Annotated in this window: 18 protein-coding genes; 16 read left to right on the top strand and 2 right to left on the bottom strand. The window is 62.1% G+C overall.

Annotated elements, in window-relative coordinates; genetic code table 11:
* Window positions 1–3: 3 nt before the first annotated feature.
* Window positions 4–1056 carry a LacI family DNA-binding transcriptional regulator gene (locus B0G76_RS38940; RefSeq protein WP_259460971.1) on the bottom strand — a complete coding sequence of 351 codons (1053 nt, stop codon included), beginning with the start codon at window positions 1054–1056 and terminating at the stop codon, window positions 4–6.
* A gap of 326 nt (window positions 1057–1382) precedes the next feature.
* Here B0G76_RS38940 and B0G76_RS38935 point away from each other — a divergent pair, with 326 nt between their 5' ends.
* From B0G76_RS38935 to B0G76_RS38925, 3 genes are read left to right on the top strand one after another with little or no spacing between them, the layout of a single operon-like run.
* The gene (locus B0G76_RS38935; protein WP_120297963.1) at window positions 1383–2036 is read left to right on the top strand and encodes a protein-L-isoaspartate O-methyltransferase; all 654 of its coding nucleotides are present in this window, start codon (window positions 1383–1385) and stop codon (window positions 2034–2036) included.
* 58 nt (window positions 2037–2094) lie between these two features.
* Complete coding sequence (locus B0G76_RS38930; protein ID WP_120297962.1) at window positions 2095–2418, top strand: rhodanese-like domain-containing protein; 324 nt, start codon at window positions 2095–2097, stop codon at window positions 2416–2418.
* A gap of 13 nt (window positions 2419–2431) precedes the next feature.
* Window positions 2432–3979, top strand: a complete 1548-nt coding sequence (locus B0G76_RS38925; RefSeq protein WP_120297961.1) for a TolC family outer membrane protein — start codon at window positions 2432–2434, stop codon at window positions 3977–3979.
* Between the two features lie 546 nt (window positions 3980–4525).
* On the opposite strand, the gene B0G76_RS38920 is transcribed toward B0G76_RS38925, so the two are convergent.
* A complete protein-coding gene (locus tag B0G76_RS38920; protein ID WP_120297960.1) occupies window positions 4526–5857 on the bottom strand; it encodes an aspartate aminotransferase family protein in 1332 nt (443 codons plus the stop codon).
* A gap of 360 nt (window positions 5858–6217) precedes the next feature.
* Here B0G76_RS38920 and urtA point away from each other — a divergent pair, with 360 nt between their 5' ends.
* The 13 genes from urtA to ureG all read left to right on the top strand — a co-directional run bounded on the left by urtA (window position 6218) and on the right by ureG (window position 18662).
* Window positions 6218–7516, top strand: a complete 1299-nt coding sequence (urtA, locus tag B0G76_RS38915) for an urea ABC transporter substrate-binding protein (protein ID WP_120297959.1) — start codon at window positions 6218–6220, stop codon at window positions 7514–7516.
* A 136-nt stretch (window positions 7517–7652) separates the two neighbouring features.
* Window positions 7653–9278, top strand: a complete 1626-nt coding sequence (gene urtB, locus B0G76_RS38910) for an urea ABC transporter permease subunit UrtB (protein ID WP_409076780.1) — start codon at window positions 7653–7655, stop codon at window positions 9276–9278.
* Between the two features lies 1 nt (window position 9279).
* Window positions 9280–10464 carry an urea ABC transporter permease subunit UrtC gene (urtC, locus tag B0G76_RS38905; RefSeq protein WP_120297957.1) on the top strand — a complete coding sequence of 395 codons (1185 nt, stop codon included), beginning with the start codon at window positions 9280–9282 and terminating at the stop codon, window positions 10462–10464.
* Entirely contained in the window at window positions 10461–11324 is an 864-nt protein-coding gene (gene urtD, locus B0G76_RS38900; RefSeq protein WP_120297956.1) for an urea ABC transporter ATP-binding protein UrtD, read from the top strand. The genes urtC and urtD overlap by 4 nt, the downstream gene beginning before the upstream one ends.
* Window positions 11325–11379: 55 nt before the next feature.
* Complete coding sequence (urtE, locus tag B0G76_RS38895; protein ID WP_120297955.1) at window positions 11380–12072, top strand: urea ABC transporter ATP-binding subunit UrtE; 693 nt, start codon at window positions 11380–11382, stop codon at window positions 12070–12072.
* Window positions 12073–12246: 174 nt separating this feature from the next.
* Window positions 12247–13128: an urease accessory protein UreD gene (locus B0G76_RS38890; protein WP_120297954.1), complete on the top strand. Its 882-nt coding sequence runs from the start codon at window positions 12247–12249 to the stop codon at window positions 13126–13128.
* Window positions 13129–13354: 226 nt separating this feature from the next.
* Entirely contained in the window at window positions 13355–14158 is an 804-nt protein-coding gene (locus B0G76_RS38885; protein WP_120297953.1) for a transporter substrate-binding domain-containing protein, read from the top strand.
* A 163-nt stretch (window positions 14159–14321) separates the two neighbouring features.
* Entirely contained in the window at window positions 14322–14624 is a 303-nt protein-coding gene (gene ureA, locus B0G76_RS38880; protein WP_120297952.1) for an urease subunit gamma, read from the top strand.
* A 17-nt stretch (window positions 14625–14641) separates the two neighbouring features.
* Window positions 14642–14947 (top strand): urease subunit beta, encoded by a 306-nt coding sequence (locus tag B0G76_RS38875; protein ID WP_120297951.1) that lies wholly within the window; start codon window positions 14642–14644, stop codon window positions 14945–14947.
* Between the two features lie 55 nt (window positions 14948–15002).
* Window positions 15003–16709, top strand: a complete 1707-nt coding sequence (gene ureC, locus B0G76_RS38870; protein WP_120297950.1) for an urease subunit alpha — start codon at window positions 15003–15005, stop codon at window positions 16707–16709.
* A 3-nt stretch (window positions 16710–16712) separates the two neighbouring features.
* Window positions 16713–17345 carry an urease accessory protein UreE gene (gene ureE / locus B0G76_RS38865; RefSeq protein WP_120297949.1) on the top strand — a complete coding sequence of 211 codons (633 nt, stop codon included), beginning with the start codon at window positions 16713–16715 and terminating at the stop codon, window positions 17343–17345.
* A complete protein-coding gene (locus B0G76_RS38860) occupies window positions 17332–18012 on the top strand; it encodes an urease accessory protein UreF (RefSeq protein WP_120297948.1) in 681 nt (226 codons plus the stop codon). The genes ureE and B0G76_RS38860 overlap by 14 nt, the downstream gene beginning before the upstream one ends.
* A gap of 11 nt (window positions 18013–18023) precedes the next feature.
* Window positions 18024–18662, top strand: coding sequence for an urease accessory protein UreG (gene ureG, locus B0G76_RS38855; protein ID WP_120297947.1), 639 nt, complete (start codon window positions 18024–18026; stop codon window positions 18660–18662).
* Window position 18663 lies beyond the last annotated feature (1 nt).

The following is an 18663-nucleotide window of genomic DNA, read 5'->3' as shown; positions in this document are numbered from 1 at the left end:
GGCTCACGCGCTCCTGCGAATCACGAGGCGATGCGGCAGCAACACGCCCGGCACGTTCGCCAATGGATTCGCCAGCCGTTGCAGCAGCAGGCGCGCGGCGGTTTCGCCGAGCTCGCGCATCGGCTGTGCGATGGTGGTCAGCGGCGGATCGATCTGCGCAGCAAGCGAGATGTCGTCGAAGCCGACCACTGCCACATCGTCCGGCACGCGCTTGCCGACGTTGCGCAAACCGTGGATCACGCCGATCGCCAGCGTGTCGGAGACGGCGAAGATCGCGCTCGGCGCGTTAGGCTGCTGCATCAGCAAGGCCGCGGCCGATGCGCCCGCCTCGTAGTCGAGACTATTTAGATTCATGCGCCAATGGTCGTCCGGCGTGATGCCCGCTTCGATTAACGCATCCAGATAGCCCTGCTGGCGCTGCCGCGCGTACAGATAGTCAACATCCGAATTGATCAGCCCGATACGCCGATGGCCGCGCGCAAGCAGATGTCGCACTGCGTCGCCCGCCGCCCGATAGTTGTCGATGCCGACGTAGGGCACGCCCGTCGTCGGATCGAACTCGCAGCACGCGACCCACGGCAACTCGCTCGATGCCTCACCGAGCGCCTGCTGGATGGTGGCGGGATCGAGGCAGATCGCGCCGTCCGCGCGGCGGCGGCGCAGCAGATCGAAATAGCTGCGCTCGCGTCCTGGATCGGCGCCCGTGTCGCATAGCAGCATGAAGTAGCCGTGCTGGCGCGCGACGCTGTCGATCCCGCGCACGATCTCCGCGTAGAAGGGGTTGCCGACATCGGGCACCATCGTTAGCAGCAGCCGGCTTTCGGCGGTGCGCAGATTGCGCGCGAGTTCGTTGACGCGATAGCCGCTGGCGTCGACCGCCGCCAAGACCTTGTCGCGCGTGGCGGGCCGCACGTTTTCGTGGCCGTTCAGCACGCGCGACACGGTCGCCACCGAGACCCCCGCCTGCTCCGCCACCTGGGCAATCGAAAGCCCCTCGACCGGACGCGACGGCTGAGCCTCAGGCGGCGGGCGCTTTCTCGCCGCTGGCGACGACAGCGGCGCCGCCGCGGGCGCCGCTTTGGGCAACGACTTGGACACGTGAATTCGCTCAAAAATGTAATCGATTACATTTTTGAGCGATGAAAGCCGGAATCGCAAGGACGGATCGCTAGGGATTAACACGGGGTCGGACGCGCCGTCCCAGGGTAGCGGCCGGACGGCGCACTGCCCACGACGGCGTGGATTCGCGCCGCCATTTGGTACAATCCCACAGTTACCCTGCCGTGGCCTGCATACCGGGTTGTCCCCCGGAGTTGAACCCCGAGGCTGCCGGTCAGCGGCAAAGAATCGCAAACTCGCCAAACCACACTGCCGAATCCACCATGAACATCGAGCAAGCGCGTTTCAACATGATCGAACAGCAGATCCGCCCCTGGGAAGTGCTCGACCAGGACGTGCTGAATCTGCTCTCGATCGTCAAGCGTGAAAACTTCGTCCCCACCGTCTATCGCGATCTGGCCTTCGTCGACTTCGAAGTGCCGCTGCCGGCCGGCCAGCACATGCTGGCGCCGCGCGTCGAAGCGCGTGTGCTGCAGGAACTGGCGGTGAAGAAACACGAAAGCGTGCTCGAAATCGGCGCCGGCTCGGGTTACATGGCCGCCCTGCTCGCGCACCGCGCGCAGCACGTGCTGACGGTCGACATCGAACCGGAACTCGCGGAACTGGCGAAGAACAACCTGATCGCCAACGGCGTGCTGAACGCCGAAGTCGCCACTGGCGACGCCTCGCGCGGCTGGGCCGGCGCGGCGCCGTACGACGTGATCTGCGTCTCGGGCGGCCTGCCGGTGCTGCCGCAGGAAATCCTCGAACACCTCAAAATCGGCGGCCGTCTGGCGGCGTTCGTCGGCGTCGCGCCGGTCATGAAGGCGCAGATCATCACGCGTATCGACGAGAAGCAATACCGTATCGCCGACGTGTTCGAAACCTATGTCGAGCCGCTGACCAACGCCGTGCAGCCGCCGCGTTTCAAGTTTTAATTCGCGCGTTTTATGGACGGCCGGCGCGCCGCCGTCCTCTGAACTGGATGTCCTGTTGATGCAAAATCTGACCGCTCCCGCGCTCGCCGAATGGCTCGCCGATCAATCGCGTCCCGCCCCCGTGCTGCTCGACGTGCGCGAACCGTGGGAAATCCAGACGGCGTCGATCGCCGGCGCCGTATTGATTCCGATGCGTGAGATTCCCGCGCGCAGCGAAGAGCTGGACGACGACGCGCAAATCGTCTGCGTGTGCCATCACGGCGCGCGCAGCGCCCAGGTCGCGATGTTCCTCGAATCGCGCGGCCATACCAACGTCTTCAATCTGCAAGGCGGGATCGACGCGTGGTCGCGTCAGGTCGATCCGTCCGTTCCGACCTATTGATCGCACGGTCGCGATGATCCGCCAGCGGGTGCCGGTCCTCGCGGCCGCTCTGGCGCTTCATTGCGCGGCTCTCGCGTTTCTCCCGATCCCGGCGCACGCCGTCGGCCTCTCCCAGCTTTACGACGAAGCACTCTCGAACGACGCGCAGCTGCAAAGCGCGCGCGCGGCGTTTGCCGCCAATAGCGAAGAGTTGCCGCTCGCCCGCGCCAAACTGCTGCCGCAAGTCTCCGCGTCGCTCACCGCGAACCGCCAGAGCACCGATTTCGGCGGCGGCTTTCCGGCCTCCTACGGCAATAGCAACGGCTATGTGATTTCGCTCACGCAGCCGCTGATTCACGTCGATACCTGGTACGGCTATGCGCAGGGCAAGCTCGCGGTGGATTCGGCGCAGGCGTCGTTTGGGGCTGCGCGGCAGGATCTGATCGTGCGGCTGGGTCAGGCTTACTTCGACGCGCTCGCATCCCAGGACAACCTCGCGATTGTGCGCTCGCAGAAAGCGTCGATCGCGCAGCAGCTCGAATCGGCCAGGCATTCTTTCGAAGTCGGCAACACGACGATCACCGATACCAACGAAGCCCAGGCTAAATACGATCAGGCGATCTCGCAGGAAATTGCCGCGCAGAACGATCTCGCGGTGAAGCTGGCGGCATTGCAGCAGATCGTTGGGCATCCGGTCGAGCATGTGGATGGACTGGCCGCCGGCGCCCCGCTGCCGCCGCCCGTGCCCGCCGACATCAACCAGTGGGTCGATACCGCGAGCGATGCCAACCATCAGGTCGTGCTGAAGCAGATCTCGCTGGCTAATGCACAACGCGAGACGTCGAAAGCCAAGGCCGGCCATCTGCCGACCGTCGACCTGGTTGCAAGTCGTTCGCGTAGCAGTCTCGGTGCGGCCGGTGCGGGTAACTTCGGCGGCAATTTCGGTGGTGGCTTTGGCAGCGGCGCGAACACGCCCGCGCCTGGGACACCGGCGCTTGCTGCTGAACTGGGCAATCTGGGGTCGTCATACACGAATAGCACGATCGGCGTGCAGGTCACCATTCCGATCTTTGCAGGCGGCGCGACGCAAAGCCGTGTGCGTCAGACGCGCGCACTCGAAGACCAAGCCGCCGCCGATCTCGATACGGCCCGGCGCAATGCCGCGCTGTCGGCACGACAAGCGTTTCTCGGCGTGGTGAGCGGGCTGGCGCAAGTGCACGCGTTGCAGACCGCCGAGCGATCGGCGAACACTTCGCTCGAATCGAATCTGCTCGGGTATCAGGTCGGTGTACGAATCAATATCGACGTGCTCAATGCGCAAGATCAGCTGTTTTCAGCACGTCGCGATCTGGCGAAGGCGCATTATGACACGCTGATCAATAGTCTGAAGCTGAAGGCTTCCACGGCGAATCTTACCGATCAGGACGTGCTGCAGATGAGCGCGCTTCTTTCACCCGTCGACGATGGGTCGTTGACCGCGCTGCCACAAGTGCCGACGGTGCCGCATCCGGGTGTCGCCGCCAAAGGCGCTGCTGGGAAGCTTGGGCGGCGGGCTATGCCGAATGCGGCGGCGGTGCAGTAGTAGCACCGATTCACCTCATCGTTTTGTTCCCCGATTGACCCTCTGCCCGCGCAACGTTTCATTCGTTGCACCTTTGGGCTACCTGCTACTCACCGCTGTGTGCTGGCATCCATCGTCTTACGTCGTGCCATGTGTTGCGCTGCGCAACTTAAGACAGCTTGTGACAACCCTGACGCCACGCTTTGAGCCCCTTCCCGTTGCCATCAAGGAAATTTCCTACGGTTTCCTGATCATCCTGCAGGCAACATGCTCCGACCGTATTTCCCCGGAGCAGTGTGATGAAATTACCCTATGCGTAGGATGGCAGCGCATCTTACGTCGTGTGTCGTGAACACTTTCGGGGAGAAAATCAGGGAGCCTCGCACGCTTCTACCCGCTGTATTCAGGGCGAAAATTTTGCGAGACGCACTGACGAAGGCCTCCGTGAAGAAGGTGGTACCCAACACGGGGCCGTTCGTCGCTTTCAAATTGCCAGGTTGTTAATGAGAGGGCCAATGGCACGGGAAGCGCATAACGCGCTCTTCATCTCGCAATCCAACCTTTGGGCTAATCCGTCTCCCTCAGCACCTCAGCCACCGTCCCAAATATCTCCTCAATCTGCGCCTCTTCCACAATTAACGGCGGCGAGAACGCCAAAATATCCCCGGTATAACGCGTCAATACCCCCTTCTCAAAGCACCGCACAAACACATCATAAGCACGCGCCCCAGGCGCCCCGGCACGCGACGCCAGTTCCACCCCACCCACCAGCCCGAGATTGCGCACATCAATGACATGCCGCTCGTCGCGCAGCTTGTGAATCTCGCGCTCGAAGATCGGCGCCATCCGTGCGGCCCGCTCGAAGAGCCGTTCACGCTCATACAGATCGATCGTCGCGCACGCCGCAGCGGCAGCAATCGGATGCCCTGAATACGTATAGCCATGAAACAGCTCGATCCCACCCGGCGCCCCGTTCACAATCGAATCGTGAATCTTCGCGCTTGCAGCGACAGCGCCCATCGGCGCGGCCGCATTGTTAGTACCCTTGGCCATCGTCAACAGATCCGGCGTCACCCCAAAATATTGCGCGGCGAACGGCGCACCCAACCGCCCCCAGCCAGTAATCACTTCATCGAAAATCAGCAGGATGCCGTGCTTGTCGCAAATCTCCCGCAACCGCTGTAAGTAGCCTTGCGGCGGAATCAGCACGCCGGTCGACCCTGCCACCGGCTCCACGATCACCGCGGCAATCGTCGACGCGTCGTGCAGCGTAACGAGCCGCTCCAGTTCGTCAGCGAGATGCGCGCCCCACGCGGGCTGCCCTTTCGAAAACGCCGCCTCCTTGATGTTCAGCGTATGCGGCAAATGATCGACGGCAGGCAACAGTCCGCCCGAAAACGCCTTGCGGTTCGGCGCAATACCGCCCACCGAAATCCCGCCGAAGCCCACGCCGTGATAACCACGCTCGCGTCCGATAAACCTCGCGCGCTGCCCTTCGCCACGCGAACGGTGGTAAGCCAGAGCAATCTTCAGCGCGGTATCCACCGCCTCAGAACCCGAGTTCACAAAGAAGATGTGCTTCAGATCGCCCGGCGTGTGCCGCGCGATTTTTGTTGCGGCTTCGAAAGCCTTCGGGTGGCCCATCTGAAACGTCGGCGCGAAGTCCATTTCGGCCGCCTGCGCCTGCACGGCGGCCACGATCTCGTCGCGGCAATGCCCCGCGTTCACGCACCACAGCCCGGCGGTGCCGTCGAGAATGCGCCGGCCGTCGTGTGACGTGTAGTACATCCCCTTCGCGCTCGACAGCAGCCGCGGCGCGCTCTTGAACTGACGGTTCGCGGTGAAAGGCATCCAGAACGCGGACATATCGGGTGTGTTGACGCTGGCGCGCTCATTCATGTCGTGTCTCCTTGCGTGGGTGGTCTTCCAGTGTAGGCACAGCGCGGCGCATGCACAAAGGCGCGGCGGTCATGCACCGCCGACGCCCCATGGCCGATCGACACGCTTCGTTGCGGCGCGGCACGCACCTGAACGAGGCGCACACCCGGCTCCTGCACCATTTTCGCGCCGCATTACGCATAACTGCCGCGACGCACCACCGCGCCGCAGCACGCAGTAGCACGCAACTCGCGGACTTCAAGTCGAAAGTGCCGCATGGCATGTGCCTTGCAGTACACAAGCGGCAAGTCATGCGGGATAAGCCCTGCTGGCTGAAATCGACGCCCATAAACATTCACCATTCATGGCAAGGGGAAATACATGAAACGTCGTAGTCTGTTGAAGTTCGGCTCCATGTCGAGCGCGCTCGCGCTTGCAGGTCAGGTTCCGTTTGCTCAGGCGCAATCGGGCAGCGGCCCGATTAAAGTAGGCGTTCTACATTCCTTGTCAGGCACGATGGCGATCTCGGAGACATCGCTCAAAGACACCGCGCTGATGACCATCGCGGACATCAACAAGAACGGCGGCGTCATGGGTCGCCAACTGCAGCCGGTGGTCGTGGACCCGGCGTCGAACTGGCCGCTGTTCGCCGAAAAAGCCCGCCAGCTGATCACCCAGGAAAAGTGCGCCGTCGTGTTCGGTTGCTGGACCTCGGTGTCGCGCAAGTCGGTGCTGCCGGTTTTCGAAGAACTGAACGGCCTGCTGTTCTATCCGGTGCAGTACGAAGGCGAAGAAATGTCGCGCAACGTGTTCTACACGGGCGCCGCGCCGAATCAGCAAGCGATTCCGGCAACCGAATACCTGATGAGCGCGGAAGGCGGCGGCGCCAAGCGCTTCTTCCTGCTGGGTACCGACTACGTCTACCCCCGCACGACCAACAAGATCCTGCGCGCGTTCCTCAAGTCGAAAGGCGTGCAGGAAGCCGATATCCAGGAAGTCTACACGCCGTTCGGCCACAGCGACTATCAGACCATCGTCGCGAACATCAAGACCTTCTCGCAGGGCGGCAAGACCGCGGTGATCTCGACCGTCAACGGCGACTCGAACGTGCCGTTCTACAAGGAACTCGGCAACCAGGGGTTGAAGGCGTCCGACGTGCCGGTGGTCGCATTCTCGGTCGGCGAAGAAGAGCTGCGCGGCATCGATACGAAACCGCTGGTCGGCAATCTCGCGGCATGGAACTACTTCATGTCGCTGCGCAACCCGGCCAACGAGAAGTTCAAGAAGCAATGGGCTGCATGGGTCAAGGACAACAACCTGCCGGGCGGCACCAAGCGCGTGACCAATGACCCGATGGAAGCAACTTTCGTCGGCATCCATATGTGGAAGCAGGCGGTCGAAAAAGCGAGGAGCACGGACGTGGACAAGGTACGCGTGGCGATGGTCGGCCAGACGTTTGCCGCACCGTCGGGCTTCACGCTCGAAATGGACGGCAATCACCATCTGCACAAGCCGGTGATGATCGGCGAAGTGCGCGCCGACGGCCAGTTCAACGTGGTGTGGCGTACCAAGACCGCGGTTCGCGCGCAGCCGTGGAGCCCGTACATCGCCGGTAATTCGAGCAAGCCGGATGTGGTCAGTTCGATTCCCGCATTCCTGAAGCGCTCGCGCGTTGCCTGAGTCTGAACCTGGGCAGAGCCGGGGCCGAACCGCTGCTCTGCCCGACACGGACGCTGCAAGACGCAAGACAACGGCGTGGCACCGGTGCAGCACCGCGATGCCGCGCCGCCTCGCCGGTTTTTCTTCAAAGGCCATCATGGCGTTTTCATTTCCGAAATTCGCACGACGCAGCATCGGCGGCCTCGCGCTCGCGCTTATCGTTAGTGCGCCGCTTACCGCCTTTGCGCTCACCCAGGCCGATGTCGCGCCGCTCGCCGGTGACGACTTCGATGCGAAATCCGCGGCAATCGACAAACTGATTGCCAACCACGACAAAGAATCGCTCGCGGTGCTCAAAGCCCTGTCCGAGGACAGCGCGCTCGCCACCGATTCCGGCGCAGTGCTGCTGCAAGACGGCGACACGGCGCGCGATGCCGTCACCGGCAAAACAGTCGCCGCCAGCGACGCGCAACCGGTCACGCTGAACAACCTGCTGCGCTCGAAAGTGGCGGGCGCACTCTCAGGCCTGCAACTCGATTCGCCCGACGCCGCCACACGCGACGCCGCCATCACCTCGCTGCTGCAAAACCCCGATCCGTCGATCAAACCGCTCGTCGATGCGGCGCGCGCAAAGGAAACCAACCCGGCGCTGAAAAAGCGCCTCGACACGCTGTGGGCGATGACCGCGCTGCACGACGCCGACCCGGCCAAGCGCCTGGAAGCCGTGCAACTGGTCGCGGCGCGCCACGATCTCGACATGAACGAACTACTGCGTCCGCTCGTCGCGAAGAAGCCGGACGGCACCTTCAACGAAGCCGACGACCGGGTGCGCGCCGCCGCGCAAAACGGCATCGACGAACTCGATTCGATCCAGCGCCGCAGCCAGATTGCGGGCACGCTGTTCGCGGGCCTGTCGCTCGGCAGCGTCTTGCTGCTCGCCGCATTGGGCCTCGCGATCACGTACGGGCTGATCGGCGTGATCAACATGGCGCACGGCGAATTCCTGATGATCGGCGCCTACGCAACCTACGTCGTGCAGAACCTGTTCCAGCGCTTTGCGCCGGGTGCGTTCGACTGGTATCCGCTGCTTGCCGTGCCCGCGTCATTCGCTGCGGCCGGACTGGTCGGCATCGTGCTCGAACGGCTGGTGTTGAAGCATTTGTACGGCCGTCCGCTCGAAACCTTGCTGACCACCTTTGGCGTCAGCCTGATCCTGATTCAGGCAACACGTATGGTGTTCGGTGCGCAGAACGTTCAGGTGATCAACCCCGCATGGATGAGCGGCGGCGTGACCGTTCTGCCGAATCTGATCCTGCCGTACAACCGGTTGGCGATCCTCGCGTTTTCGCTGATCGTCGTCGGAATTGCCTGGGCTGTCCTAACTAAAACGCGTCTAGGTTTGTTCGTGCGCGCCGTTACGCAAAACCGGCGGATGGCCGCGTGCGTCGGCGTGAAAACCGCGCGCGTCGATTCGTATGCATTCGCGTTTGGCGCGGGCATTGCCGGCCTGGGTGGCTGTGCGCTATCGCAGATCGGCAATGTGGGACCGGACCTCGGCCAGAGCTACATCATCGATTCGTTCATGGCCGTGGTGCTCGGCGGCGTCGGGCAACTCGCCGGCACGGTGATCGGCGGCTTCGGACTCGGGTTGGTCAGCAAGGCGATCGAGCCGTTCTGGGGCGCGGTGCTCGCCAAGATCGCCGTGCTCGTGCTGATCGTGTTGTTCATCCAGAAGCGTCCGCAGGGCATGTTCGCCCTCAAGGGCCGTAGCGCGGAGGCATGAGATGACATCGGCTACCTCATCGGCGCATGTCGGCACGGCGAGCGGTGGCGCCGCTGTCGGACGTGAAGCACAGTCCGGCTTCGCGCTCGGCTTGCCGCCACGTCCCGCGCTGCTGTCACGCCGCGCGTGGCTCGCGCTGATCGCACTGATCATCGTGTTCGGTCTCGGTGTGCCATTCGCGACTCTGGTGGTCCCGGAAACGAGCCCGCTGCATCTGTCCGCGTATGCGATGACGATCACCGGCAAGTTCATGTGCTACGCGATCGCCGCACTGGCACTCGATCTCGTGTGGGGCTACTGCGGCATTCTGAGCCTGGGACACGCGTTGTTCTTTGCATTGGGCGGTTACGCGATCGGCATGTACCTCATGCGTTCGATCGGTCACGAAGGCAAATACGGCAGCGACCTGCCCGACTTCATGGTGTTTCTCGACTGGCACCAACTGCCGTGGTACTGGCAAGGCACGCAGCATCTCGGCTACGCGCTGCTGCTGGTGGTGTTGGTGCCTGCGGTGGTCGCGTGGGTATTCGGCTTCTTCACGTTCCGTTCGCGGGTGAAGGGCGTGTACCTGTCGATCATCACGCAGGCGATGACGTTTGCCGCGATGCTGCTGTTTTACCGCAACGAAACGGGGTTCGGCGGCAATAACGGTTTTACCGACTTCAAGCGTATCGGCGGCTTTCCCATAACGCATCCGGGCACGCGCACTGCCCTCCTGCTGATCACGTTCGCGGTATTGATTCTGGCCTTCATCGGCGCCCGGGCAATCGTCACGTCGAAGCTCGGCCGCGTGGTCACTGCGGTACGTGACGGCGAAACGCGTTTGATGTTCCTCGGCTACAGCCCGCTCGCCTACAAGCTGTTCGTGTGGACCGTATCCGCTATTTTGTGCGGGATTGCCGGCGCGTTGTATGTGCCGCAGGTCGGCATCATCAACCCGGGCGAGATGTCGCCGGGCAACTCGATCGAGATGGCTATCTGGGTTGCGGTGGGTGGACGCGGCACGTTGATCGGACCGATCATCGGCGCGTTCGCGGTGAATGGCGCGAAGAGCTTTTTTACGGCGAACTTCCCTGAATACTGGCTGTTCTTTCTTGGCCTGATTTTCGTGCTGGTCCCGCTGTTGTTGCCGAACGGCGTCATGGGGCTGATCGAAATGGTGACGCGCAAGAGGAACCGTTCATGAACGAAAACCCGATGGTCCCTGACCTTGCCTTACCTGAAGAGCCTGCTGAACGGTTGTTAAGCGGTGTCGCGAGTATGGGGCACGCGGTTGTGCCGGGCGAGATCGATATTTCGCACGGGACGATTCTGTACCTTGACGACGTGACCGTGAGTTTCGACGGGTTTCGCGCATTAAATGCGCTGACTTTATCGATCGACGCGGGTGAGTTGCGTTGCATCATCGGGCCGAATGGCGCGGGCAAGACGACGATGATGGATGTCATTACCGGAAAGACGGAGCCGGATTCGGGCAAAGTTTTTCTGGGGCAGTCGATCGATTTGACCCGGATGAATGAGCCTTCTATTGCGCGCGCCGGGATCGGGCGCAAGTTTCAGAAGCCTACTGTTTTTGAACAGCATCCTGTGTGGGAGAACCTTGAGTTGGCTATGAAGGCCGACAAGGGATGGTGGGCTTCTTTGCGTGCGCGATTGGATCGTGCTGCGCAAGCGCGGATTGAAGAGACGTTGGCTTTGATTGGGTTGGAGAGCGAGGCTCGGCGGCTCGCTGGCGAGCTGTCGCACGGGCAAAAACAGCGGCTCGAGATTGGGATGTTGCTGATGCAGCAGCCGGCGCTGTTGTTGCTCGATGAACCCGCGGCAGGCATGACAGATGACGAGACGATGCAGTTAGCCCAGTTGCTGAATCATTTGCGTGGGACGTGTTCGATGATGGTTGTCGAGCATGATATGGAATTTGTGGCGGCTCTTTCGGGTGAAAAAGGGAAGGTGACGGTGATGGCCGAAGGGCGAGTGCTCGCCCACGGCACGCTTGATGAGGTGAAGAGAGATGAGACGGTGATCGAGTCTTATCTCGGGCGGTAACGGCCACAATCAAACCACGACCGCAAAAACCACCAGAATTCAAGGATCGACCGACATGTTAGAAGTGGAAAACCTGAACCAGTACTACGGCGGCAGCCACATTCTCCGCGACGTGAAACTCACGGTGCCCGACGGCAAACTCACCGTGCTGCTGGGTCGCAACGGCGTCGGCAAAACCACCTTGCTTCGATGCCTGATGGGCGTCGTCCAGACCAAAAGCGGTTCAATCGCCTGGCGCGGCACACCGATCACCAGGCTGCCGACCTACTCGCGTGTGGAAAAAGGTCTGGCCTACGTCCCGCAAGGCCGTGACATCTTCCCGCGATTGACCGTCGAAGAAAACCTCCTGGTAGGCGCGGCCAGCAAGAAAGCCCCGAAGAAAATCCCGGACCGCATCTACGAACTGTTCCCAGTCCTGAAGGACATGCGTAGCCGCCGCGGCGGTGACCTCTCCGGCGGCCAGCAACAGCAACTCGCGATCGGCCGGGCGCTAATGAGCGATCCGCAATTGCTCATCCTCGATGAACCCACCGAAGGCATCCAGCCGTCGATCATTCAGGACATCGGCCGAACGCTGCGTCAGTTGGTCGAAGAAATGGGCATGACCGTGCTGCTCGTCGAACAGTACTACGACTTCGCCAAAGAAATCGCCGATCGCTATTGGGTCATGAGCCGCGGTGAAATCGTCGCGGGTGGCGAAGGGGCGAACATGGATACGGATGGCGTGCGCGCACTGATCGCCGTCTGACCGGCGCAAACGGCGCAAACAGCGCGGCGTGCTATTCTCGCCGCATCCTGTGGCAACGCGGCTCGTCGTTGCCTGACGCGTGCAGGCACACCGCGCATTGACGCGTCTGTTGCCACGTCTGTTACTGTGCCCGATACCGCGCCCAGCCGTTCATTCATTCGCAAGTCCGCTCGCATGTCGCTTCACGAAAACCACGCCGCACTCGCCACTGCGCAACCCATCGCGCACTCGCAATGGCGCGCACGCCTCGAACTCGGTTTCGTCAAAGACGGCGAACGAACCACGCTCAAGCATCGGCTGCATGATGGTCCGTTGCGCGTACAACGACCGCTCTATCCGGAAGGCCATGCGATCTGCCATGCAGTGATCGTGCATCCGCCGGGTGGGATTGCGGGCGGCGATCAACTCGATATCGACGTGGACGTCGGCGACAACGCCCATGCCGTCATCACCACGCCTGGCGCAACGAAGTGGTACAAATCCAATAGCCGTGCGGCACGACAGAATATTGCGGTGCGCGTCGGCCCTCAGGCCAGGCTCGACTGGCTGCCGCAGAACAACATCGTTTTCGATCACGCCAACGCGATGCTGGATTTTTCGCTAACGCTTGGCGAAGGCGCTACTGCGATTGGTTGGGATGCAACTCAGCTTGGGCGGCAAGCGGCTGGTGAGCGATGGTCAAAGGGGCAGTTACGAGCCGTATCGCGAATCGTTGGCGCGAACGGCGAGGCGCTGTGGCTCGAACGTGCGAGTCTTGCCGCGGAGGATCCGTTGCGGGATGCGGCGCAAGGGCTTGCCGGGTTCCCCGCTTATGGAACGCTGTGGGCTGTCGGGGCGGCCTGCAATGATGCACTCGCCGAAGCGCTCACTGCCCAGCTGCCGTTTGATGATTCGTTGCGGGCGGCGGCTTCCTGTGTCACTGAAGGGGTTTTGCTCGTGCGGGCGGTTTCGCGGTCAATGGAGATGCTGCAGCGTGCTTTGACTCAGTGCTGGCTTCAGTTGAGGCCTGTTGTGCACGGGGTTGAGGCTGTGCCGCTTCGCATCTGGTCGACCTGATTCGCGCAGCATACGCACCTGACAGCGCAGCTGGCCTTTCACCTTCGCAAGACGCCGCGAGCACCAATCTGGCGCGCCCGACTGCCCCACGTCGGTGCGTCATCGTGTCTTTTGCCTCGCCAAGCCATATTGCACTGCCATGGCACACACTTTGCATCGAATCTCCCACGATGCTGCCGCGTCCTGACGGCAGCCGACCGCTTCTCGCCACCACCGCTCACCTAACATGACCCGATCGACACTTCGCCCCGCGCGTCGCGCCTGGCTCGCCGCACTGTTGCTCTCGCCCGTCCTCGCCATCCACGCGCCCGCCGCTCACGCGGATACGCTCGATAACATCGCCAAGGCCGGTGTGCTGAAAGTCGCCGTGCCGGAAGACTATCCGCCATTCGGCTCGGTCGGCGCGGATATGAAGCCGCAAGGCTATGACATCGATACCGCCGCCATGCTCGCGAAGTCGATGAACGTGAAGCTCGAACTCGTGCCGGTCAATAGCGCAAACCGCATTCCGTATCTGCAAACAGGTAAGGTCGATCTGGTGATTTCTTCGCTCGGCAAAACGCCTGAGCGCGATAAGGTCATCGATTTTTCGACGGCCTATGCACCGTACTACCAGGGCGTGTTCGGTCCCGCCGACATCAAGGTCACCGGCCCCGCCGATCTCACCGGCAAGACAGTCGGCGCCACCCGCGGCGCGCTCGAGGAAATCAGTCTCACGCAAATGGCGCCGAACGCGACCATCAAGCGCTTCGAAGATAACAACGCGACTATCGCCGCGTTCCTCTCGGGGCAGGTGCAGTTGATCGCTGCCGGTAACATCGTCGCCGCCGCCATCCTCGCCAAGAATCCGCCGCGTCGTCCGGAACCGAAGTTCGTTATCCAGAATTCGCCGTGCTTCGTCGGTATGAACAAGAACGAACCCCGCCTGCAACAGAAGGTCAATGCTGCAATCGCAACGGCCAAGCAGGATGGCACGCTCAATGCGATGTCGAAGAAATGGTTCGGCGCTGCGCTGCCAGCCAATTTGTAAGCGCGTCGTTAGCTGAACTTGATACCGTGGCTGGCTTTAATGGCATTGCACTTGTCATGGACGCATCCCGTGCGCAACGCGCGATCGCGGCCATGACGCGCAAAGCCTGTCACTGTCGCAGCCGGCCCAACCCGGGACCGGCGCAACCCTATGTAGATATTCGATGAAGCTGACACCTCGCGAGAAGGACAAGCTGCTGATTTTCATCGCCGCGCTGCTCGCCGAACGGCGCCGCGCTCGCGGCCTCAAACTGAATTACCCGGAAGCGATCGCCTTCATCTCCGCCGCGCTGATGGAAGCGGCCCGCGACGGCAAGACCGTCGCCGAAGTCATGCACTACGGCACCACGCTTCTGACGCGCGCCGACGTGATGGAAGGCGTGCCGGAAATGATCCCCGACATCCAGGTCGAAGCCACGTTCCCCGACGGCACCAAGCTCGTCACCGTGCATCATCCGATTCCTTAATCACGCAAGGCAGCCCCATGATTCCCGGCGAACTCCTCATCGACGACGGCGAACACGAACTCAACGCGGGCCGCGCCACCGTCACGGTGGTCGTGTCGAATACCGGCGACCGGCCGGTGCAGATCGGCTCGCACTATCACTTCTACGAAGTGAATGAGGCCCTTTCGTTCGATCGCGAAACGGCACACGGCTTTCGCCTGAACATCGCGGCAGGTACCGCCGTGCGCTTCGAGCCCGGCCAGGAACGAACCGTCGAACTGGTCGAACTGGCGGGTGATCGCGTCGTCTGCGGCTTCAACGGCAAGGTGATGGGCAAGCTCTGATGCGCCACTCGCGCGCGCCTGCCCTGACCACCCCGCTCATTTCCGGACCCACACCATGACCTTACGCATTGGCCGCCGCGCATACGCGGAAATGTTCGGCCCCACGACCGGCGACCGCGTTCGCCTCGCCGACACCGAGCTGCTGATCGAAGTCGAACGCGATTTCACGACCTACGGCGAAGAAGTGAAATTCGGCGGCGGCAAAGTGATTCGCGACGGCATGGGCCAGTCGCAACGCGTGCATGCCGACGTGGTCGATACAGTCGTGACGAATGCGGTGATTCTCGATCACTGGGGCATCGTCAAGGCCGACATCGGCATCAAGAACGGCCGTATCGCCGCAATCGGCAAGGCGGGCAATCCCGACATCCAGCCGAACGTGACGATCGCGATCGGCGCATCTACCGAAGTGATCGCGGGCGAAGGCCTGATCGTGACGGCAGGCGGCATCGATACGCACATTCATTTCATCAGCCCGCAGCAGATTGAAGAAGCACTCGCGAGCGGCGTGACGACGATGCTCGGCGGCGGCACGGGTCCCGCAACCGGCACGAACGCGACGACCTGCACGCCAGGTCCGTGGCATCTCGAACGCATGCTGCAAGCCGCCGATGGTTATCCGATGAATCTCGGCTTTCTCGGCAAAGGCAACGTGAGCCGGCCGCAACCGGCGCTGGAACAGATCGCCGCGGGTGCGATCGGTTTGAAGCTGCACGAGGACTGGGGCACCACACCCGCCGCAATCGACAACTGTCTTTCCGTCGCCGACGACACCGACACGCAGGTCGCGATCCACACGGATACGCTGAACGAAGCGGGTTTTGTGGAAGCGACCGTGGCCGCGTTCAAGGGCCGCACCATCCACACGTACCACACGGAAGGCGCGGGCGGCGGTCACGCTCCGGACATCATCAAGGTATGCGGTGAAGCGAACGTGCTGCCCTCCTCGACGAATCCGACGCGCCCTTACACCATCAACACGCTTGAAGAACACCTCGACATGCTGATGGTGTGCCATCACCTGGACCCGTCGATTGCGGAAGATATCGCGTTCGCCGAGTCACGCATTCGTCGCGAGACCATTGCTGCCGAGGATATCCTGCACGATCTCGGCGCGTTGTCGATGCTATCGTCGGATTCGCAGGCGATGGGCCGTGTGGGCGAGGTCATCATCCGCACGTGGCAAACCGCGCACAAGATGAAAGTGCAACGCGGCGCGCTGCCTGAGGACAACGCTCGGCACGACAACTTTCGCGCGAAGCGTTACGTTGCCAAGTACACGATCAACCCGGCCATCACGCACGGTATCTCGCATGAAGTCGGTTCGATCGAGCCAGGCAAGTGGGCCGATCTGGTGTTCTGGGAGCCGGCGTTTTTCGGTATCAAACCGTCGCTGATCCTGAAGGGCGGCATGATCGCGATGGCGCAGATGGGCGACCCGAACGCGTCGATTCCGACGCCGCAACCGGTCCACTATCGCGAGATGTTCGCGACGCGCGGCGGTGCGCTGGGGCGCACGTCGCTAACCTTCGTATCGCAGATGGCCGCCGATGCAGGTGTCGGCGAACGCTATGGTCTGAACAAGCGGATCGTCGCCGTCAAGAACTGCCGCAACATCACGAAGGCCGACATGATTCACAACGCGTGGCGTCCGGCAATCAGCGTCGATCCGGAGACGTATCAGGTGATCGCGGACGGTCAGTTGCTAACGTGCGAACCCGCAACCGTGCTGCCGATGGCGCAACGCTACTTCCTGTTCTAAAGCATGCGCACACTCGACAAACTGATTGCGCCGCATCTGAAGCTGGCACCTGTGCTGGTGAAGCGCGCGCCCACCCTGACGCTCGCTTTCGACGACCGCCGCAAGAGCCGTCTCGCGGCCACGCTCGATAACGGCGAAGAGGTCGCGCTGCTGCTGCCGCGCGGCACGGTGCTACGCGACAGCGATGTTCTGGTCGCCGACGATGGCGGTCTGGTACGCATCGTCGCCGCGCCCGAAGCAGTGCTGGTTGTCCGCGCGAAAGATGCATTGACGTTGACGCGCGCCGCATATCACCTCGGCAATCGTCATACGCCGGTCGAGGTCGGCGCGGATTATCTGAAGCTTGAATACGATCCGGTACTGGCCGATATGCTCAAGCGCATCGGCGCAAGCGTGGATCAGGTGTCGATGCCGTTCCAGCCGGAATCCGGCGCGTACGGCGGCGGTCACAAGCATGGCCACGATGAGACGTTTGCGGAAGACTATGCGTTAGCGCAGCAGGTGTTCGGCGAGCATCATGGGCATGAGCATGCGCAGGGTCACTCGCATGACCATGGCCACGATCATCCCAACGACGATCACGTCCACGACGAATCGTGCGGTCACGGCCATCACCACCACCATGCGCATCGCTGAACTCACGGCGCTGCTACATCTTGCGTCGCCGGCACTGCCGATCGGCGCATTCAGCTACTCGCAAGGTCTCGAAGCCGCAATCGAAGCGCACCTCATCACCGACGCCGATTCCGCCCGCGATTGGATCGCGAGTGGCTTAACCGATGTGCTCGCACGCGGCGAACTGCCGTTTCTCGCGCATCAGATGGAACGCTGGCGCGCACACGACGCAGACGGCTTGAAAGAAGCGAACAGCGAATTCCTGGCAAGCCGCGAGTCCGCAGAATTAAGGCGTGAGACGGAGCAGATGGGCTGGTCGCTACGACAGTTGTGCGTCTCACTGGAATGGGGCGACGCCGAACGGAGCATCACATTGGCATCGCTCAAGCCTTTGGCCCAGCCCACGGCTTTCGCCTTCGCCGCGTACGCCCACGATGCAGCGCCCGACGCCGCGCTCGCGGCCTACGCATTCAGCTGGGTGGAAAACCAGGCCGCCGCCGCATTGAAGGCCGTACCGCTCGGCCAACTCGCAGGCCAGCGAATCATTGTCGCGTTACGCGAGCCGATCGACGCGGCTGTCACGCGAGCATTAGCCACCTCACCCGACGACATCAACACCTTCGCGCCGCAATTGGGCATTCTGTCGGCGCGTCACGAGTCGCAGTACTCGCGGCTCTTTCGCTCATAAAAAGATCCATCATGAACGCACCTCAACACCTCCGCACGAAGAAACTGCCGCCGCTGCGTGTGGGCGTCGGCGGCCCGGTTGGATCGGGCAAGACCACGTTGCTCGAAATGCTCTGCAAGGCGATGCGCGAGCAGTACGACCTCGTCGCGATCACCAATGACATCTATACGAAAGAAGACCAGCGTTTGCTGACCGTGGCGGGCGCGCTGCCGGCCGAGCGAATCATGGGCGTCGAAACGGGTGGCTGCCCGCATACGGCGATTCGTGAAGACGCGTCGATCAATCTCGAAGCCGTCGACCGCATGCTGACGCGTTTTCCCGATGCTGACATCGTGTTCATCGAGTCAGGCGGCGACAACCTGGCAGCGACTTTCAGTCCGGAATTGTCGGACCTGACGATCTACGTGATCGACGTAGCCGGCGGCGAGAAGATTCCGCGCAAAGGCGGACCGGGGATTACGAAGTCGGATCTGCTGGTAATCAACAAGACCGATCTCGCACCGATGGTGGGTGCGAATCTGGAGGTGATGGCATCAGACGCGAAGAAGATGCGCGGCGAGCGGCCCTTCGTGATGTGTAATCTGAAGGCGCTCGACGGATTGGAAGTAGTGGTGAAGTTTATCGAAAAGAAGGGGTTGTTGAAGGCTTAAC

It is taken from the genome of Paraburkholderia sp. BL23I1N1 (genome assembly GCF_003610295.1).
GTDB lineage: Bacteria > Pseudomonadota > Gammaproteobacteria > Burkholderiales > Burkholderiaceae > Paraburkholderia.
Note: the sequence above shows the minus strand (reverse complement) of the source record. Positions and strands in the feature narration are given on the sequence as shown.